19 protein-coding genes and 1 riboswitch are annotated in these 17,719 nt (G+C 74.0%); of the genes, 7 read left to right on the top strand and 12 right to left on the bottom strand.

What is annotated here, in order from left to right; translation table 11 throughout:
* The first annotated feature begins 65 nt into the window (after positions 1-65).
* Both ACFY2K_RS24905 and ACFY2K_RS24900 read left to right on the top strand, forming a co-directional pair.
* Positions 66-797: a response regulator transcription factor gene (locus ACFY2K_RS24905; protein WP_380588116.1), complete on the top strand. Its 732-nt coding sequence runs from the start codon at positions 66-68 to the stop codon at positions 795-797.
* Positions 790-1,890, top strand: a complete 1,101-nt coding sequence (locus ACFY2K_RS24900; protein WP_387714118.1) for a sensor histidine kinase — start codon at positions 790-792, stop codon at positions 1,888-1,890. The genes ACFY2K_RS24905 and ACFY2K_RS24900 overlap by 8 nt, the downstream gene beginning before the upstream one ends.
* An 82-nt stretch (positions 1,891-1,972) precedes the next feature.
* Here ACFY2K_RS24900 and ACFY2K_RS24895 read toward each other — a convergent pair whose 3' ends face one another.
* Positions 1,973-3,016, bottom strand: coding sequence for a GlxA family transcriptional regulator (locus tag ACFY2K_RS24895; RefSeq protein WP_380530733.1), 1,044 nt, complete (start codon positions 3,014-3,016; stop codon positions 1,973-1,975).
* Between the two features lie 137 nt (positions 3,017-3,153).
* On the opposite strand from ACFY2K_RS24895, the gene ACFY2K_RS24890 reads away from it, so the two are divergent.
* Both ACFY2K_RS24890 and ACFY2K_RS24885 read left to right on the top strand, forming a co-directional pair.
* Complete coding sequence (locus ACFY2K_RS24890; RefSeq protein ID WP_387714115.1) at positions 3,154-4,077, top strand: NADP-dependent oxidoreductase; 924 nt, start codon at positions 3,154-3,156, stop codon at positions 4,075-4,077.
* 52 nt (positions 4,078-4,129) lie between these two features.
* On the top strand, positions 4,130-4,354 hold the full coding sequence (locus tag ACFY2K_RS24885) for a hypothetical protein (protein WP_380588111.1): 225 nt from the start codon (positions 4,130-4,132) through the stop codon (positions 4,352-4,354).
* Between the two features lie 23 nt (positions 4,355-4,377).
* Here ACFY2K_RS24885 and ACFY2K_RS24880 read toward each other — a convergent pair whose 3' ends face one another.
* The 4 genes from ACFY2K_RS24880 to ACFY2K_RS24865 form a co-directional block, all read right to left on the bottom strand.
* Positions 4,378-4,737: a nuclear transport factor 2 family protein gene (locus ACFY2K_RS24880; protein ID WP_380530739.1), complete on the bottom strand. Its 360-nt coding sequence runs from the start codon at positions 4,735-4,737 to the stop codon at positions 4,378-4,380.
* 54 nt (positions 4,738-4,791) lie between these two features.
* Entirely contained in the window at positions 4,792-5,412 is a 621-nt protein-coding gene (locus tag ACFY2K_RS24875; RefSeq protein WP_380396482.1) for a TMEM175 family protein, read from the bottom strand.
* Positions 5,413-5,487: 75 nt separating this feature from the next.
* Complete coding sequence (locus ACFY2K_RS24870) at positions 5,488-6,645, bottom strand: FAD-dependent oxidoreductase (RefSeq protein WP_387714110.1); 1,158 nt, start codon at positions 6,643-6,645, stop codon at positions 5,488-5,490.
* A gap of 139 nt (positions 6,646-6,784) precedes the next feature.
* Positions 6,785-7,501 carry a TetR/AcrR family transcriptional regulator gene (locus ACFY2K_RS24865; protein ID WP_380530745.1) on the bottom strand — a complete coding sequence of 239 codons (717 nt, stop codon included), beginning with the start codon at positions 7,499-7,501 and terminating at the stop codon, positions 6,785-6,787.
* Positions 7,502-7,653: 152 nt separating this feature from the next.
* Between ACFY2K_RS24865 and ACFY2K_RS24860 the strand changes: the two genes are divergently transcribed.
* Entirely contained in the window at positions 7,654-7,857 is a 204-nt protein-coding gene (locus tag ACFY2K_RS24860; RefSeq protein ID WP_380530748.1) for a CsbD family protein, read from the top strand.
* Between the two features lie 68 nt (positions 7,858-7,925).
* Positions 7,926-8,087, top strand: a complete 162-nt coding sequence (locus ACFY2K_RS24855; RefSeq protein ID WP_380530751.1) for a hypothetical protein — start codon at positions 7,926-7,928, stop codon at positions 8,085-8,087.
* 65 nt (positions 8,088-8,152) lie between these two features.
* Here the strand turns inward: ACFY2K_RS24855 and ACFY2K_RS24850 are convergent, their stop codons facing one another.
* The 7 genes from ACFY2K_RS24850 to ACFY2K_RS24820 all read right to left on the bottom strand — a co-directional run bounded on the left by ACFY2K_RS24850 (position 8,153) and on the right by ACFY2K_RS24820 (position 15,904).
* Entirely contained in the window at positions 8,153-8,926 is a 774-nt protein-coding gene (locus tag ACFY2K_RS24850; protein ID WP_380588096.1) for an enoyl-CoA hydratase, read from the bottom strand.
* A complete protein-coding gene (gene mmsB / locus ACFY2K_RS24845; RefSeq protein WP_380588093.1) occupies positions 8,923-9,804 on the bottom strand; it encodes a 3-hydroxyisobutyrate dehydrogenase in 882 nt (293 codons plus the stop codon). Before mmsB ends, ACFY2K_RS24850 begins: the two co-directional genes overlap by 4 nt.
* Entirely contained in the window at positions 9,801-10,865 is a 1,065-nt protein-coding gene (locus ACFY2K_RS24840) for an enoyl-CoA hydratase/isomerase family protein (RefSeq protein ID WP_380588090.1), read from the bottom strand. Before ACFY2K_RS24840 ends, mmsB begins: the two co-directional genes overlap by 4 nt.
* The gene (locus ACFY2K_RS24835; RefSeq protein ID WP_387714104.1) at positions 10,865-12,010 is read right to left on the bottom strand and encodes an acyl-CoA dehydrogenase family protein; all 1,146 of its coding nucleotides are present in this window, start codon (positions 12,008-12,010) and stop codon (positions 10,865-10,867) included. The genes ACFY2K_RS24840 and ACFY2K_RS24835 overlap by 1 nt, the downstream gene beginning before the upstream one ends.
* 5 nt (positions 12,011-12,015) lie before the next feature.
* Positions 12,016-13,515, bottom strand: a complete 1,500-nt coding sequence (locus ACFY2K_RS24830) for a CoA-acylating methylmalonate-semialdehyde dehydrogenase (protein WP_387714101.1) — start codon at positions 13,513-13,515, stop codon at positions 12,016-12,018.
* Between the two features lie 196 nt (positions 13,516-13,711).
* Positions 13,712-13,903, bottom strand: a riboswitch (cobalamin riboswitch).
* Between the two features lie 241 nt (positions 13,904-14,144).
* On the bottom strand, positions 14,145-14,366 hold the full coding sequence (locus ACFY2K_RS24825; protein WP_380529809.1) for a hypothetical protein: 222 nt from the start codon (positions 14,364-14,366) through the stop codon (positions 14,145-14,147).
* Between the two features lie 146 nt (positions 14,367-14,512).
* On the bottom strand, positions 14,513-15,904 hold the full coding sequence (locus tag ACFY2K_RS24820; RefSeq protein ID WP_387714098.1) for a short-chain fatty acyl-CoA regulator family protein: 1,392 nt from the start codon (positions 15,902-15,904) through the stop codon (positions 14,513-14,515).
* Positions 15,905-16,263: 359 nt separating this feature from the next.
* Here ACFY2K_RS24820 and aceA point away from each other — a divergent pair, with 359 nt between their 5' ends.
* A complete protein-coding gene (gene aceA / locus ACFY2K_RS24815) occupies positions 16,264-17,559 on the top strand; it encodes an isocitrate lyase (protein ID WP_380588083.1) in 1,296 nt (431 codons plus the stop codon).
* Positions 17,560-17,719 lie beyond the last annotated feature (160 nt).

Genomic DNA, 17,719 nt, shown 5'->3' with positions numbered 1-17,719 from the left:
CCGTTGCCCCGGCGTATGCGTTTTCCGATACGCGGACGATAGGTGCCGGCTCGTAGCATCGGGGGATGCGAGTGCTGATCGTCGAGGACGAGCTCTACCTGGCCGAGGCCATCCGGGACGGTCTGCGGCTGGAGGCGATCGCGGCCGACATCGCGGGGGACGGGGACACCGCGCTGGAGTTGCTCGCCGTCAACGCCTACGACATCGCCGTCCTCGACCGGGACGTCCCCGGGACCTCCGGGGACGAGATCGCCCGGCGCATCGTCGCCTCCGGCAGCGGCCAGCCGATCCTGATGCTCACCGCGGCCGACCGGCTCGACCAAAAGGCCTCCGGGTTCGAACTGGGCGCCGACGACTACCTCACCAAGCCCTTCGAGCTGCGCGAACTCGCGCTCCGGCTCCGGGCCCTGGACCGCAGGCGCGGCCACAGCAGGCCGCCGGTGCGGGAGCTCGCGGGCCTGCGGGTGGACCCGTTCCGGCGCGAGGTCCACCGGGACGGCCGGTTCGTCGCACTGACCAGGAAGCAGTTCGCCGTGCTCGACGTCCTGGTCGCCGCGGAGGGCGGCGTGGTCAGCTCCGAGGAGCTGCTCGAACGGGCCTGGGACGAGAACGCCGACCCGTTGACGAACGCCGTGCGGATCACCGTCTCGGCCCTGCGCAAGCGGCTCGGCGAGCCGTGGATCATCGCCACTGTGCCGGGCGTCGGCTACCGCATCGACGCGCCGCCGCCCGGCTCCGGCACCGGCTCCGCATCCGGCTCCCGCTCCGGGCCCGAGGGCGGCGGGCCGCGTGGGTAGGGCGCCCGGGCCGAGCGTCCGGCTGAAACTCACCCTCAGCTACGCCGGGTTCCTCATGGTCGCCGCGGTCCTGCTGCTCACCGCGGTCTGGCTGTTCCTGCTCCGCTACGTCCCCGACCGGGCGTTCCTCATCCCCGGCTCCACCGACCTCCCGACCCGCGGGGTGTTCCCGGTCCGCTCCAACCTGCTGCGCGTCTTCGCCCCGCGGGCCGCCCTGGTGCTGGCGTTCCTGCTGGTGTTCGGCCTGGTCGGCGGGTGGATCCTGGCCGGCCGGGTCCTGGCTCCGCTGAGCCGCATCACCGCCGCCACCAGGCTGGCCTCGACCGGATCGCTCGCCCACCGGATCCGGCTGCCGGGCCGCGCGGACGAGTTCCGCGAGCTCGCCGACGCCTTCGACACCATGCTGGACCGGCTCGAAGCCCACGTCGGCGCGCAGCAGCGGTTCGCCGCCAACGCCTCGCACGAGCTGCGCACCCCGCTGGCCACCTCCAAGGCGCTCCTCGACGTCGCCCGGAGCGATCCCGACCGGGACCCCGGCGTGGTCATCGACCGCCTCCACGTCGTCAACGCCCGGGCGATCGAGCTCACCGAGGCGCTGCTCCTGCTCAGCCGGGCCGGCCAGCGCTCCTACACCCGGGAACCGGTCGACCTGTCCCTGCTGGCGGAGGAGGCGGCCGAGACCCTGCTGCCGCTCGCGGAACGGCACGGCGTCACCGTGGAGACCTCCGGCGCCGCCGCCCCCACCACCGGCTCCCCGGCGCTGCTGCTCCAGCTGACCGTGAACCTGGTGCACAACGCGATCGTCCACAACCTGCCCGCGGGCGGCACCGTACGGGTCGACACCCGGGTCCGCCCGGGGGCCGCGCTGCTCGTCGTCGAGAACACCGGCGAGACGCTCGCCCCGGAGCTGGTCGCGACGCTCACCGAGCCGTTCCAGCGCGGCACCGGGCGCGTCCGCAACCACCACGCGGGCGTCGGGCTGGGCCTGGCGATCGTCCGGTCCATCGCCGAGGCCCACGACGGGACGCTCACCCTCGGCCCGCGCCCGGGCGGCGGGCTGCGCGTCACGGTGGAGCTGCCCGCGCCGCCCTGACCGGGCCCGGGCACCTGGGCACCTGGGCACCTGGGCACCTGGGCACGGCCACCCTGGTACGGGCGCGACCGGCCGGGGGCGGTCACCTGAGCGCGGCCACCCGGTCGTCCGTGCCGAAGGTGCGGCGGTAGGAGGCGGGCGAGATGCCGAAGGCCGCCCGCATGTGGGCGCGCAGGGAGTTCGCGGTGCCGAAGCCCGCCCGGTGGGCGACCAGGTCGATGGGCAGGTCCGTGGTCTCCAGGAGCTGCTTGGCCAGTTCGAGCCGCTGGGCGGTGAGCCACTGGACCGGCGTCATGCCGACCTCGTCGCGGAAGCGCCGGGTGAAGGAGCGCAGGCTCATCCGGGCGTGCTCGGCGAGCCTGGTGAGCGGCAGCGGCTCGTCGAGGTGGGCGAGCGCCCAGGCCCGGGTTGCGGTGGTGCCCGCGATGGTGGGGTCGGGGACGGGACGGTCGATGTACTGGGCCTGCCCGCCGTCCCGCCACGGCGGCACGACGCACATCCGGGCGACCCGGTTGGCGGTGGCCGCACCGTGGTCGCGGCGGATCAGGTGCAGGCAGAGGTCGACGCCCGCGGCCACCCCGGCGGAGGTGAGCACGTCGCCGTCGTCGACGAAGAGCACCTCCTCGTCGACCTTGACCGTGGGGTAGGCACGGCGGAACTCGGGGGCGAGGTTCCAGTGGGTGGTGGCCGGCCGGCCGTCGAGCAGCCCGGCCGCGGCGAGCACGTAGGAGCCGGAGCAGATCGACACCAGCCGGGTGCCGGGGCGGATCCGGGCGACGGCCGCCGTGACCTCGGGCGGCAGCGGGCCGCCGGTGCCCAGCTCGGGCATCGCATGGGTGGGCGGGATCACCACGGTGTCCGCCGCGGCCAGGGCCTCGGGCCCGGCGGCGGGCTGCACGGTGAAACCCGCGTCACTGAGGACGGCGGCGCCGTCGGCGGTGCAGACCGTGACCTCGTAGAGCCGGCGGCCCTCGGCGTCCTCCGCGCTGCCGAACACCCGGGAGGGGATGCCCAGCTCGAACGGCGGGACCCCGGGCAGGGCCAGCACCGCGACCCGGTGCGGATCGGGCGCCAACGGCGCCGGGTCCGAGCAGTTCCGCGGGGCCTCCGGCCGGATCCTTGCCATGGCCAGATCCTGTCACACAGTGGCCGGACGGCCAACCCCGCGCTGGTGCCGGGCACGGAATGGTTGACCTCGTTGCGCCGGGCAGGCCCGGCAGTGGAACGGATCGACCGGATCCGACGAGAGCAAGGCGTACGGACATGCGTGCAGTCGTGGTGGAGCAGTGGGGCGGCCCGGAGCAGCTGGTGGAGCGGAAGCTGGCGCGGCCCGAGCCGGGGATGAACGAGGTCCTGGTGAAGGTGCACGCGGCCGGGGTGAACCCGGTGGACTGGAAGACCAGGGCGAGCGGGGCGCTCATCGGGTGGGGCGAGGTGCCGGCGGTCGGCTGGGACGTCTCCGGCACGGTGGAGGCCGTCGGCCCCGGGGTGAGCAACCACCGCCCCGGCGACGAGGTCTACGGCATGCCGCTGTTCCCGCGCCAGGCGGGCGGCTACGCCGAGTACGTCGTCGCCCCGGCCCGGCACCTCGCCCCGAAGCCGGCCGGTCTGTCGCACGTGGAGGCGGCGGCGCTGCCGCTGGCCGGGCTGACCGCCTGGCAGGCCCTGGTCGACGCCGCCGACGTGCGCCCCGGCGAGCGGGTGCTGGTGCACGCGGCGGCCGGCGGCGTCGGCCACCTGGCGGTCCAGATCGCGAAGGCGCGCGGCGCGTACGTCATCGGCACGGCCAGCGCGGGCAAGCACGACCTGCTGCGCGAGCTGGGCGCGGACGAGGTGGTCGACTACCGCGAGGTCCGCTTCGAGGAGGCCGTGTCCGACGTGGACGTGGTCCTCGACGGGCTCGGCGGCGAGACGGCCGAGCGGTCCATGAAGGTGCTGCGTCCCGGCGGCCGGCTGATCACCCTCCCCGGCCCGGGCGACGTCCCCGCGGCGCAGGAGGGCGTCAGCGCGAGCTGGGTCCTGGTCGAGCCCGACCACCTGGGCCTGCGCGAGCTCACCGCCCTGGCCGAGCGGGGCGCACTGCGGCCCGTGGTCGAGGCCGTCCTCCCGCTCGACCAGGCCGCCAAGGCCCATGAGCTCGGCGAGCTGGGCCGCACCACCGGCAAGATCGTCCTGACCGTCGCCTGACGGTCCCGGCACGGCGGCGGTGACCGGGGCCGGGCGTGATCGTTGTGCGGGCATGACCATCACCAAGCGCGTCGTCGCGCTCACCGCCCTGGCCGCCGCCGCCCTCTCGCTGGCCGCCGTCCCCGCCTCCGCCGCCGGACACGTCCGGCACATCGAACCGCCCGTCACCGTCATCCAGTGCGAGGAGGGCGGCGGGTTCGTCGCCAGCGACATCCGCGAACGCCGGGAGTTCTGCGTCGGCGGGGAGTTCGACGACCGCTACGTCGTCTGGCTGTAGTCCGGCCGGATCCAGGGCGTGCGCTACACCTCCGGCCCGTACGCGCCGAGGCCGTGGCAGACCAGGCCGTCGCGGAAGGTGAGCACCTCCGCGACGGCCCGGCCGCGCTCGTTGCGGTAGTTGATGACGAGGGTGTCCACGGAGGCCCGGACGTCCTCGACGGTGAAGTGCAGGTCGGGCAGGTGCTGGAGGCCCTTGCGCCAGTAGACGCGCAGGGCCTCCTTGCCGCGCACCTCGCCGGACGGGTCGCCGATCAGCTCGACGATCCGGGGCGAGGCGAAGACGACGTCCTCGGTGAAGTGGGCGAGGATGCGCTCCAGGTCGTGGGAGTTCCAGGCGGCGGCCCAGTCCTGGGCGAAGCGGGTGGCGAAGGCGTGGTCCATGGCCCGGACGCTACGACAACTCCCGCTCCCCCGGCCGTGGTTTCCACGATCCGGTCAGGCCCCCTGCGCCAGCAGCGGCACCCGCACCTGGTTGAACCCGTAGTAGACGGCCAGCAGTCCGTGGACGGCGAGGGCCGCCGGGGCGGAGAGGAAGGCCAGCGCGACGGTGAGCGGGTAGACCACCAGGCCCAGTTCGAACCGCCAACGGGCGGCCCGGGCCGCCGGCACGTCCACCTGCTCGTCGAAGCAGCGGCCGGTGCGCGTGACGTGGTTCCAGAAGGCGGAGAACAGCACCGCCTGACCGACCATCACCGCGCCGTACACGGCCGCCGCGACGTTCGCCGCCGAGCCGTTGCGCAGGTTCTGCGCGACCACGGCGGTCGGGAACGGCAGCACGGAGATCAGCATGAGCAGCAGCAGGTTGAGGAACATCAGGGTGCGGTCGACCCGGGCGAGGTGGGCGAACAGGGTGTGGTGGTTGACCCAGACCACCCCGATCACCAGGAAGCTCACCACGTAGGCGAAGTAGGACGGCCACTGCGCCCCGAGCGCCCGCCACAGCTCCGCCGCCCCGTGCGCCTGCGGGATCTTGATCTCCAGCACCAGCAGGGTGATCGCGATCGCGAACACCCCGTCGCTGAACGCCTCGATCCGGCCCGTGTCCCTGGTCTCCACCGGGCGAGCATCTCAGCCGGGCGGCCGCACCCCGCCGCGCAACGCGCCGGGAGCACCGGCGCGCCGGTCAGCCGGTCACTCGGCCGCGGGGGCGGGGGCGGAGGCGGGGGCGGGGGTGAAGAACTCGACCATCCGGTCGAGCCCGTGCTCGCCGAACATCGACTCCAGGCTGGCGGCGGAGTCCGCGGCGGACGCCTCGGCGCGCGGGAACAGGGCCGTCTCGTAGGCAGTCAGCGCGGCCGCGGTGTCGCCGGGGTGGGCGACCAGGGCCGCGGCGAGTTCGGCGCCGTCGAGCATGGCCAGGTTGGCGCCCTCGCCCGCGAACGGGGACATCAGGTGGGCGGCGTCCCCGAGGAGCGTCACCCCCGGGGTCGGCTCCCAGCGGTGGCCGACCGGCAGGGCGTGGATGCGGCGCGGGGTGAGGGTGTCCGCGTCGGCGACCAGGGCGCGCAGGTCGTCGTGCCAGCCGTCGAAGCGGGCGAGGACGCCGGCCCGGGCGGCGGCGAGGTCGGTGAAGTCGACGGTGTCGAGCCAGCCCTCGTCGGCCCGCACGGCGGCGTAGACGTGGAGGCTGCCGTCGCTCTCCCGGTGCGCGAGGAAGCCGCGGCCGCCACCCAGGCCGAGGAAGAAGCCGCCGCCGATCAGGGCGGCGCTGCGCGGGTGACGGGCGTCGGCGTCGTGCAGGTCGGCCTCCGCGAAGGAGATGCCGGTGTAGGCGGGCACGGCGTCGGAGAGCAGCGGCCGCACCCGGGACCAGGCGCCGTCGGCGCCGATCAGGAGGTCGGTGGTGACGGTGGACCCGTCGGCGAAGGTCACCTCGTGGCGGCCGCCGCCGAGCGGTCGGACGCCGGTGACCTTGCTCCCCCAGCGGACGGTGCCCTCGGGCAGCGAGGCCAGCAGCAGGTCGCGCAGGTCGCCGCGGTCGACCTCGGGGCGGCCGCCGGTGCCGTCGTCCTGCTCCGCGACGCGGACCACGGCGTCGGGGCCGACCAGGCGCATCTCCTGGCCGCCCGCGTGGACGAGCCCCAGGAAGTCCTCGTACAGGCCGGCGGCCCGCAGCGCCCGCTGACCGGTCTCCTCGTGGATGTCGAGCATGCCGCCCTGGGCCCGGGCGGCGGCGGAGGCCTCCAGTTCGAAGACGACGGCCGGGACGCCGTGGACGTGCAGCACGCGGGCGGCGGTGAGACCGCCGAGACCGCCGCCGATGATCGCGATGGGGTGGTGGGTGCTCATGGGTGCCTCCTGAGGACTGGCCGGACTCCTCCACGGTAACGAACATGTTCGTTCCGAACAAGTTCGTCCATGGGCGTGCCGACGCCCGGCACCCCGGACAACCGAGGCCCCGGGTGGGCGGGGCGCCGGACGGGAGGGTTCAGCCCTCCGCGTCCGGGACCGGCGTCCCGGTGATGCCGTTGACCAGCACGTCAAAGCCCCAGCGCAGGCGCTGCTCGGCCGAGCCGCCGACCAGGACGGGCATGTGCGCCCGGATCGCCGGGTGGGTGTCCTCGTCCACCGTCCGCAGGGCCCGGGCGGTGGCGCTCCAGGCCTCGTCGGACGCCGGGTCCTGGGCCTGGGTCGCGTGCTCGGCCGCCGTGGCGGTGGCGTCCTGGAGCAGCTTGTCCACGCCCCAGGCGACCTGCTCCCGGGGGGCGCCGCTGCGGGACAGCAGGCTGAGGACGCACTCCACCAACCGCAGGTAGTTCTCGCCGCTGGGCCGCGCCACGACGGCCGAGCGGGCGAGCTGGGGGTGCGCGAAGAGCACGGCGGTGTAGGAGGCCAGGACGGCGCGGAGCCGCTCGCGCCAGTCGTCCCCCTCGACGGCCGCGGCGCCGTCGGGGCGCCCGCCGGTCAGGTCTACCTCCCCCAGCAGGGCGTCCAGGACGGCGGCGTGCAGCTCGGCGGTGTTGGCCACGTAGACGTACAGCGAGGCCGGGCCGGTGTCCAGCTCCGCGGCCAGGCGGCGCATGGTGACCTTCTCCAGCCCCTCCGCCCGCATGACCCGTACGGCGGTGTCGACGATCCACCGACGGGACAGGGCGGGCTTCGCCGGGCGCTCCCGGCGGCTGATCGGCTCTCTTCTCGCGGTCATCCCCCGATCGTAACGAACGCGTTCGGGGCGGCCCGGGCCCGTCCGGACACCGATCCGCCCCGGTGCATGGAAGGGCGATTACGGGGCAAACGGAGACGAACAGCGGCGACGGAGCCACGTCGCCGACGGACGAGGGACCACGGGAGGACCGGATGAGCAGCCTGTCGAACAAGGCGCAGGATCTGACCGGCAAGGCCAAGGAGAAGGCCGGGGACGTGACCGGCGACCAGAAGCTCAAGGGCGAGGGCCAGGCCGATCAGGTCGAGTCGAAGGTCAAGCAGGCCGCGGACGACGTCAAGGACGCCGCGCGCGGCGCCGCCGACCGAGTCAAGGGGGCCCTCAAGCGCGACCACTGACGATGGCGCCCCCCGGCGGGAACGAACCCGCCGGGGAGTGCGCGGACGGGGCGAGGAAGGGGAACGACATGGCAGTACTCCTGTTCATCCTGCTCATCGCGGTGGTGTTCGGCTTCGTGGGCGTCCTGGTGAAGGGGCTGCTGTGGCTGCTCCTGATCGGGATCGTCCTCTTCGTGGGCGGCCTGGTGTTCGGCGGCCTGCGGCTCGGCAGCCGCCGGGCCGGCAGGTAGCACGGGCCGACCGGAATCGGGCGGGGCCGGGGCGATCCTCTGCCCCCGGCCCCGCCCGCCGGTCGTCAGCGGTGCTCGAACTTCGGCGCCCGCTTCTCGGCGAAGGCGGCCATGCCCTCCTTCTGGTCCGCCGTGGCGAACACCGAGTGGAACAGCCGGCGTTCGAAGCGGACGCCCTCGGCGAGCGTCGTCTCGAAGGAGCGGTTGACGCTCTCCTTGAGCATGACCGCCGCCGGGGTGGACATCGCCGCGACGGTCCCGGCGGTGGCCAGCGCCTCGGTGAGCAGCTGGTCGGCCGGGACGATCCGGGCGACCAGGCCGGCCCGCTCGGCCTCCTCGGCACCCATCATCCGGCCGGTGAGGCACAGGTCCATCGCCTTGGCCTTGCCGATGGCGCGGGTGAGGCGCTGCGAGCCGCCGATGCCCGGGATCACCCCGAGCTTGATCTCCGGCTGCCCGAACTTCGCGGTGTCCGCGGCCAGCAGGATGTCGCACATCATCGCCAGCTCGCAGCCGCCGCCCAGCGCGTAGCCCGCGACGGCGGCGACGACGGGCTTGCGCAGGGCGGCGAAGCGGTCCCAGGCGGCGAACCAGTCGCCGAGGTAGGCGTCGACGAAGTCGAGCGACTGCATCTCCTTGATGTCCGCACCGGCCGCGAAAGCCTTCGCCGAGCCGGTCAGCAGCAGGCAGCCGATCGCCGGGTCCCGGTCGAACTCCGCTGCCGCCGCCACGACTTCGTTCATCAACTGGGTGTTCAGCGCGTTCAGCGCCTTCGGCCGGTCGAGAGTGATCAGCCCGACCCGGCCCTTGCGCTCGACCAGGATCGTCCCGTACGTCATGCGCGCTCCCTCAGCGTGGTGATGATGGCGGAGAAGTCCAGCCCGCCGCCCCCGTCCTGGGCGAAGTCGGCGAACAACTCGGCTGCCCGGCGGCCGAGTTCGGTCGGCGCTGCGGTCGCGGTGGCGGCGTCGGCGGCCAGCCCCAGGTCCTTGGCCATCAGGGCGGCCGCGAACCCGGCGGCGTAGTCGCGGTTGGCCGGGCTGGTCGGCACCGGCCCGGGGACGGGGCAGTTGGTGGTGAGCGCCCAACACTGGCCGGAGGCGGTGGAGGCGACCTCGTAGAGCGCCCGGTGGCTGAGGCCGAGGCGCTCGCCGAGGACGAAGGCCTCGCTCACCGCGATCATCGAGACGCCGAGGATCATGTTGTTGCAGATCTTCGCGGCCTGCCCGGCACCGGAGCCTCCGCAGTGGACCACCTTGCGGCCCATCGCGGCGAGCACCGGTTCCGCCTCGGCGAACTCGGCCTCGTCCCCGCCGGCCATGAAGGTCAGGCTCGCGGCCTCGGCTCCGGGGACGCCGCCGGAGACCGGCGCGTCCACGGCCCGGTGCCCGACCGTACGGGCGAGGTCCGCGGCCACCCGGGCGTCGCCGACCGCGACGGTGGAGCAGTCCACGAACAGCGCCCCGCTCGCCGCGAGCGTCAACTCTTCGTAGGCCTGCAGGACATGGCGTCCGGTCGGCAGCATGGTGAGCACCACCTGGGCGTCGGCGACGGCCTCCGCCGCCGAGCCCGCCACCGTCACGCCGTGGGCGGCCGCCCGCTCCCGGGCGGCCGCCGAGAGGTCGTAACCGGTCACCCGGTGACCGGCCTTGACCAGGTTGGCGGCCATCGGGCCGCCCATGTTGCCGAGTCCGACGAATCCGATCGCGAGGGTCACCAGCGCTCCAGGGGTGTGGTGGCGGCGAGGCCGAGTTCACGCTCGCCGAGCGGGGCGAAGTAGCGGGCCACGACGGCGTCCTCGACCTCGGCCAGGGTGGCCGGGTGCCAGCGCGGCGAGCGGTCCTTGTCGATCACCTGGGCCCGGATGCCCTCCGCGAGGTCCGGGGTGGCCAGCGCCGCGCAGGAGATCCGGTACTCCTGGTCGAGCACCGCCTCCAGCGGGCCGAGCGCCCGGGCCCGGCGCAGGGCGGCGAGCGTCGCCTTCACGGCGCTCGGGGAGTTGGCCGCGATCCGGTCGGCGGCCGCCTTCGCCTCCGGTTCGCCGCTGTCGCCGAGCCGGTCGAGGATCTCCTCGACGGAACCGGCCGCGTAGCAGCGGTCGATCCAGCCGCGCTGCCCGGCCAGCGGACCGGGCGGCGCGGCGGCGACGTGCCGTTCCAGCGCGTCGTGCACGGGCCGTTCGGCCAGGTCGTCCAGCAGCGCCGGGAGGCGTTCGGCGGGCACGTGGTGGTCGGCGAGCCCGCAGAGCAGGGCGTCCGCGGCGCCGACGGAGCCGGCCGTCAGGGCCAGGTGGGTGCCGAGTTCGCCGGGGGCGAGGGCGAGCAGGTAGGTGCCGCCGACGTCGGGGACGAAGCCGATCCCGGTCTCCGGCAGGGCGATCCTGGTGCGTTCGGTGACGATCCGGACGCTGCCGTGGGCGGAGACGCCGACTCCGCCGCCCATCACGATGCCGTCCATCACGGCCACGTAAGGCTTGGGGTAGCGGGCGATCCGGGCGTTGAGGTGGTACTCGTCGCGCCAGAACTCCTCGGCGGCGCCCGGGTCCCCGCCGGTGGCGGCACGGTGGATGGCCACGATGTCGCCGCCCGCGCAGAGCCCGCGCTCCCCGGCGCCGGTGATCACCACGGTGGCCACGGCCGGGTCGTGCTCCCAGTCGTCCAGGGCGCGCGCGATGCGCCGGACCATGCCGTGGGTGAGGGCGTTGAGCGCCTTGGGGCGGTTGAGGACGATCAGCCCGGCCCGGCCCTCGCGGTGGACCAGGACCTCCTCGGCACTCATCAGGCGGCTCCGATCAGGCCGCGGGCGACGATGACGCGCATGATCTCGTTGGTCCCTTCCAGGATCTGGTGCACCCGCAGGTCGCGGACGATCTTCTCGATGCCGTACTCGGCCAGGTAGCCGTAGCCGCCGTGGAGTTGGAGCGCCTGGTTGGCCACCTCGAAGCCGGTGTCGGTGGCGTGCCGCTTGGCCATCGCGCACAGCTGCGGTGCCCGCCGGTCGCCCCGGTCCAGGGCCGCGGCGGCCCGCCAGAGCAGCGCCCGGGCGGCCTCCAGCTCGGTGGCCATGTCGGCGAGCCGGAACTGCAGCGCCTGGGCGTGCAGCAGCCGGGCGCCGAAGGCCTCCCGGTCGGCGAGGTGGGCGGTGGTGCGTTCCAGGGCGCTCTGGGCGCCGCCGAGCGAGCAGGCGGCGATGCCGAGCCGGCCCCCGTTCAGGCCGGCCATGGCGATCCGGAAGCCCTCCCCCTCGCCGCCGAGCAGGCGGTCGGCGGGCAGCCGGACGCCGTCCAGGACGACCTGGCGGGTGGGCTGGGCGTTCCAGCCCATCTTCCGCTCGTCGGGGCCGAAGGAGAGCCCCGGGTCGTCCCGCTCCACCACGAAGGCGGACACCCCGGCGGCGCCCGGGCCGCCGGTGCGCGCCATCACCACGTACACCCGGGCCGCGCCCGCGCCGGAGATGAACTGCTTGACGCCGTCCAGCACCCAGTGGTCGCCGTCGCGCACCGCCCGGGTGGCGAGCGCGGCGGCGTCGGAGCCGGCGCCGGGTTCGGTGAGGCAGTAGCTGCCCAGGTCCTCGGCGGTGCAGAGCGCGGGCAGCCAGCGGTGGCGCTGGTCCTCGCTGCCGTAGCGGTCGACCATCCAGCCGACCATGTTGTGGATGGACAGGTAGGCGGCGACGGACGGGCAGCCGCCCGCCAGTGCCTCGAAGGCCACCACGCCGTCCAGCCGGGAGAGTTGGGAGCCGCCGACGTCCTCCCGGACGTAGACCCCGGCGAGGCCGAGGTCGGCGGCCTTGCGCAGCACGTCCACCGGGAAGTGCTTGGCCTGGTCCCACTCGACCGCGTGCGGGGCCAGGTACTCGGCGGCGAAGGCTCCGACGGCCTCCGCGATCGCGGCCTGGTCCTCCGTCAGTTCACTGCAGTGCACGGCGTTCACCCCATCGTCGGCATGGTGAAGCTCGCGCCCTCCTTGACCCCGGAGGGCCAGCGCGAGGTGACGGTACGGGTGCGGGTGTAGAAGCGGATCGAGTCCGGACCGTGCTGGTTGAGGTCGCCGAAGGCGGAGCGCTTCCAGCCGCCGAAGGTGTGGTAGGCGATCGGCACCGGGATCGGCACGTTGACGCCGACCATGCCGGTGTCCACCCGGCGGGCGAAGTCCCGGGCGGTGTCGCCGTCCCGGGTGTAGATGGCCACGCCGTTGCCGAACTCGTGCTCGCTGGGCAGCCGCAGCGCCTCCTCGTAGTCGGCGGCGCGGACCACGGTGAGCACCGGGCCGAAGATCTCCTCGCGGTGGATCCGCATCTCCGGGGTCACCCGGTCGAACAGCGAGGCGCCGAGGAAGTAGCCGCCCTCGTGGCCCTCCAGGCGGAAGTCCCGCCCGTCGACAACGAGTTCGGCGCCCTCCCGGACCCCGAGGTCGAGGTACCCGCGGACCCGCTCCAGCGCGTCGGCGCCGACCAGCGGGCCGAAGTCGGCCGCCGGGTCGTCCGAGCGGCCGACCTTGAGCGCGGCGATCCGCTCGACCAGCTTGGCCACCAGCGCGTCCGCGGTCTCCTCCCCCACCGGGACGGCCACCGAGATCGCCATGCAGCGCTCCCCCGCCGAGCCGTAGCCGGCGCCGATCAGCGCGTCGGCGGCCTGGTCGAGGTCGGCGTCCGGCATCACGATCATGTGGTTCTTCGCGCCGCCGAAGCACTGCGCCCGCTTCCCGTGGGCGGCGGCCGTCGCGTAGACGTACCGGGCGATCGGGGTGGATCCGACGAAGCCGACGGCCTGCACCCGCTCGTCCTCCAGCAGGGTGTCCACCGCCTCCTTGCCGCCGTTGACCACGTTGAGCACGCCCGGCGGCAGCCCGGCCTCCAGGAACAGCTCGGCGAGCCGAAGCGGCACCGACGGGTCCCGCTCGGAGGGCTTGAGAACGAAGGAGTTGCCGCAGGCCAGCGCGGGTGCGGCCTTCCACAGCGGGATCATCGCCGGAAAGTTGAACGGCGTGATGCCGGCGACCACGCCGAGCGGCTGGCGCATCGAGTAGACGTCGATGCCGGTGCCGGCGTTGTCGGTGAACTCGCCCTTCAACAGGTGCGGGATCCCGGCGGCGAACTCCACCACCTCCAGGCCGCGTTGGAGGTCGCCGTGGGCGTCGGCCACAGTCTTGCCGTGCTCGGCGGAGAGCAGCCGGGCCAGCTCCTCCTTCTCCTGCTCGACCAGTTGCAGGAAGCGCAGCAGCACCCGCGCCCGCCGCTGCGGGTTCCAGGCCGCCCACCCGGGCTGGGCCTGGGCGGCGTCGGCGATCACCGCCTCGACCTCGGCCCGGTCGGCCAGCGGCACCCGGGCCTGCACCCGGCCGGTGTTGGGGTCGAAGACGTCGCCGTAGCGGCCGGACGTCCCGGCGACGCGCTTGCCGCCGATGAAGTGGGCCAGTTCGCGGACCATCGGTTCCTTCTCTCGTCACGGGTGGGGAGAGGAGGAATGGAGAGAGCACGCCGCGGCATCGGACGTACGGTCGTACGCCGTCGCGGCAGGCGTAAAGTGACGAACCGTCAGGAGCGATGGGCCCCGACGGTCGGCAGCACGGCAGCGGAGCGGGAACAGCGGCCCGGAGTCATGCGTGTCGTCTCCATCCTCGTGGAAAACACGGATCATCCGCGGCCGGTATCCTGACTCCCGGATCCACGCCCGCCCCCTGGCCTTCCCGGCTGGCTGCCAGTGGCCGTCATCTGCGAGGACGAACTCCCCGGTCACAGTGGCGGGACCGTGCCGGACTCACACCGGCTTCCCTGACACCGCGGACCTGCCGTCGACCATATAGTTGGACGTCCTAGTAAGTCCAGACCCACCGCCGCGCGGCGCGGGCCCGAGCGGTCACAGGGGCACGACGGGTCACAGGGCCAGGACGGGCCGGTGGCGGTCGAGCCAGAGCGCGAGGTCGACCACGCGTTCCTGTAGAGCGAGGTGTCCGTGTCCCCGACACCGATCGGCGAGTCCCGGGCCGCGACCACGGCCCTTCGCCGGACCGGCGGCGGGTCATCGGACCGCCGCCCCCGGGCGCCGTTCGATCGCGTTCAGCCGGCCGAAGCCGCGGAGAGGTCCAGCAGTCCCTCCTTGGCCTGGCGCACCAGGTCGCGGAACTGGTCCTCGCTCATCCGGATCTGCTGACCGAAGTCGTCGGTGATCCTCACCCGCCGGTCCACCGGGGCCTCCCGGTCCAGGAACACCTGGGGGCAACCGCAGTTGCAGTTGCCGCAGAACGTCGCGAAGGGCTGTGGCGTCTCGTCGCCGGCCATCCGTCCCACCTCACTTCCGCCCGTGGTGCACGGGGCTTCCGGGCTGGCGATGCCCGCCGCCCAATGTCACCAAACCCGATGGCAGGAAGGGTGGTTGTACTCGTCCGACGGCCCTCCGGGGGCTGCCTCGCCCCGTGCGGCACCGCTCAGGAGGACGCCGGGTACGGGACGAAGGTGCTGGTGTGCTCGTCGACGGCCAGCGGGCGGCCGATCGCCGGGGCCGAGCGCTGGGCGCAGGCCGGGCGTTCGCAGACCTTGCAGCCCAGGCCGATCGGGGTGGCGGCGGCCTCGTCGGTCAGGTCCAGGCCGGCGGAGTACACCAGCCGCCCCGCGTGCCGGAGTTCGCAGCCGAGGCCGATCGCGAAGGTCTTGCCGGGCCGGCCCCAGCCGCCGGGCGAGCGGGTGACGGCGCGGGCCGTCCACAGGTAGCGGCGCCCGTCCGGCATGGCGGCGACCTGGACGTGGACCCGGCCCGGGGCGGCGAAGGCGTCGTAGACGTTCCACAGCGGGCAGGTGCCACCGGTGCGGGAGAAGTGGAAGGGCGTGGCGGACTGCCGCTTGGAGACGTTCCCGGCCCGGTCGACCCGGACGAAGGAGAACGGCACCCCGCGCAGACCGGGGCGCTGGAGGGTGCTGAGGCGGTGGCAGACCGTCTCGTAGCCGACGCCGAAGTGGTCGGCGAGGTGCTCGATGTCGTAGCGGGCGGACTCGGCCTCGGCGTGGAAGGCGGCGTAGGGCAGGACGAGGGCAGCGGCGAAGTAGTTGGCCAGGCCGATCCGGGTGAGCGAGTGCGCGGCCGAGCCTTCGGGGCTGTCCTGGGCGGCGAGTTCGGAGAGCAGCGCGTCGTGTTCCAGGTAGCCGAGCTGGGTGGCCAGCCGGAAGGCCTGCTGGCCGGGGCGCAGCCGGTCCGACAGCCGCAGCGTCCGGGTCCGCGGATCGTACCGGTGCAGCTGCTCCCCGCCGGAGGCGAGCCGTACGCCGTGCACGTCGGCCAGCCGTTCGGCCAGCACCGCCCGCACCCCGCCGCGCCGCAGCCGGATCTCGCCCGCCAACTCCTCGGCGGCGGTGTCGAGTTCATGGACGTAGTTCTGCCGGCGGTAGAAGAACTCGCGGACCTCCTCGTGCGGGGTCCGGGTGTCGGCGGCCGGGCCCCGGTCCCCCGCGAGGACGGCGAGCTGCTCGGCCAGGGTGCGACGGCCGCGCCCGAGGTCGGTCAACAGCCGTGCCACGGCGGGCAGTCGGGTGGCGACCTCGTCGAGGTCACCGGGGGTGATCCGGCCGGCCGCGAGCTCCTCGCCGAGGCCGTCGCGCAGTTCGGCGGCGAGCCGGGCGCTGTCCGGCGGGGCGAAGTACCCGGCCTCCACGCCGAACGCCTCGGTGAGCCGCAGCAGGACGGGGACGGTCAGCGGGCGGGCGTCGTGCTCCAGCTGGTTGAGGTAGCTGGGCGAGAGGTCGATCATCCGCGCCGTGGCGGCCTGGCTCAGTCCGCGTTCCTCCCGGAGCCGGCGCAGCCTGGCCCCGGCGAAGGCCTTCCCCATCGTCCCGCACCTCCGTGTCCGGCCGTCGGGTCGGGCCGGTGCGGCGCAGCCTAGCCGCAACGCCTCCGGGCAGGCCTTCGCAAGCTTCGCGGATTCGCCGGGCGGGCTTCGCGGAACGTGGCACGGCTCCACCGGTGACGGCGGCCGCGTCGGCTGCCAGAGTCGGTGCTGCGGCCGGGAGGCGCCCAGTACGGTGGCGAACGGGCAGGTCAACTGCCCTGACCTGTCGTCCGGGTGACCACGTCCCGCGGTGTTCCACCGCTGCCCGGCGCCACCCGGCCGCCCTCTCGCCACCTCGTGAGAGGTCGCTCACATCCTTCGCAACGTCCTTCGCAGAGCATCCCCGGGAGTCGATCACCATGACCCAGTCGGTTCGGCAGCAGCAGGAGCAGCAGGCGGCGGAGCTGGCCGCCCGGTGGGCGTCCGACCCCCGCTGGGCCGGCATCGAGCGCACGTACGGCGCGGCGGACGTCGTCCGGCTGTCCGGTACGGTGCGCGAGGAGCACACCCTGGCCCGGCGCGGCGCCGAGCGCCTGTGGAAGCAGCTCCACGAGCAGGACTACGTGCACGCCCTGGGCGCGCTGACCGGTGGTCAGGCCGTCCAGATGGTCAAGGCCGGGCTCCAGGCGATCTACCTGTCCGGCTGGCAGGTCGCGGCCGACGCCAACCAGGCCGGCCAGACCTACCCCGACCAGAGCCTCTACCCCGCCAACTCCGTCCCCCAGGTGGTGCGTCGGATCAACAACGCGCTGCTGCGCGCCGACGGGATCGACGCCGCCGAGGGCACCGACGGCGGCCCGGACTGGCTGGTGCCGATCGTCGCCGACGCCGAGGCGGGCTTCGGCGGCCCGCTGAACGCCTTCGAGCTCACCAAGGCCATGATCGCGGCCGGCGCCGCGGGCATCCACTACGAGGACCAGCTGGCCTCCGAGAAGAAGTGCGGCCACCTCGGCGGCAAGGTGCTCGTCCCCACCGCCCAGCACGTCCGCACCCTCAACGCGGCCCGCCTGGCCGCCGACATCGCCGACGTGCCGACCCTGGTCGTCGCCCGCACCGACGCGCTGGCCGCCAACCTGCTCACCACCGACGTGGACGAGCGCGACGCCCGCTTCTGCACCGGCGAGCGCACCGCCGAGGGCTTCTACCGGGTCGAGCCCGGCATGGCGCCGGTGATCTCCCGCGGCCTGGCCTTCGCCCCGTACGCGGACCTCATCTGGGTGGAGACCGGCACCCCGGACCTCGCCCAGGCCCGGGAGTTCGCCGAGGCGCTCAAGGCCGAGTACCCGGACAAGATGCTGGCCTACAACTGCTCGCCCTCCTTCAACTGGAAGGCCGCCCTGGACGACGACCGGATCGCCAAGTTCCAGCGGGAGTTGGGCGCGATGGGCTACCGCTTCCAGTTCATCACGCTGGCCGGCTTCCACGCCCTCAACCACTCGATGTTCCAGCTGGCCCGCGGCTACGCCGAGCACGGCATGACGGCCTACGTCGACCTCCAGGAGGCCGAGTTCGCGGCCGTGCCGGACGGCTACACGGCCGTGAAGCACCAGCGCGAGGTCGGCACCGGCTACTTCGACCAGGTCTCCACCGCGCTCAACCCCGACGCCGAGACCCTGGCGCTGACCGGCTCCACCGAGGCCGAGCAGTTCCACTGATCCTCCGATCCCCGCCCGCCCGGTGGGTTCGGTCGTCCACCCACCGGAGCGTGCCACCCCGGCGGCCCGTACGGCGGAGCGAGGGAGCTCCGTGCCGCCCACCCGCCCGGGGCCGCGTTGAGGGACGCGGCCCCGGGCCCCACCCGTCCCCGCCCGACCC

The organism is Kitasatospora sp. NPDC001309 (assembly GCF_042896295.1).
GTDB lineage: Bacteria > Actinomycetota > Actinomycetes > Streptomycetales > Streptomycetaceae > Kitasatospora.
This window is presented reverse-complemented; position numbering and strand designations above follow the sequence as displayed.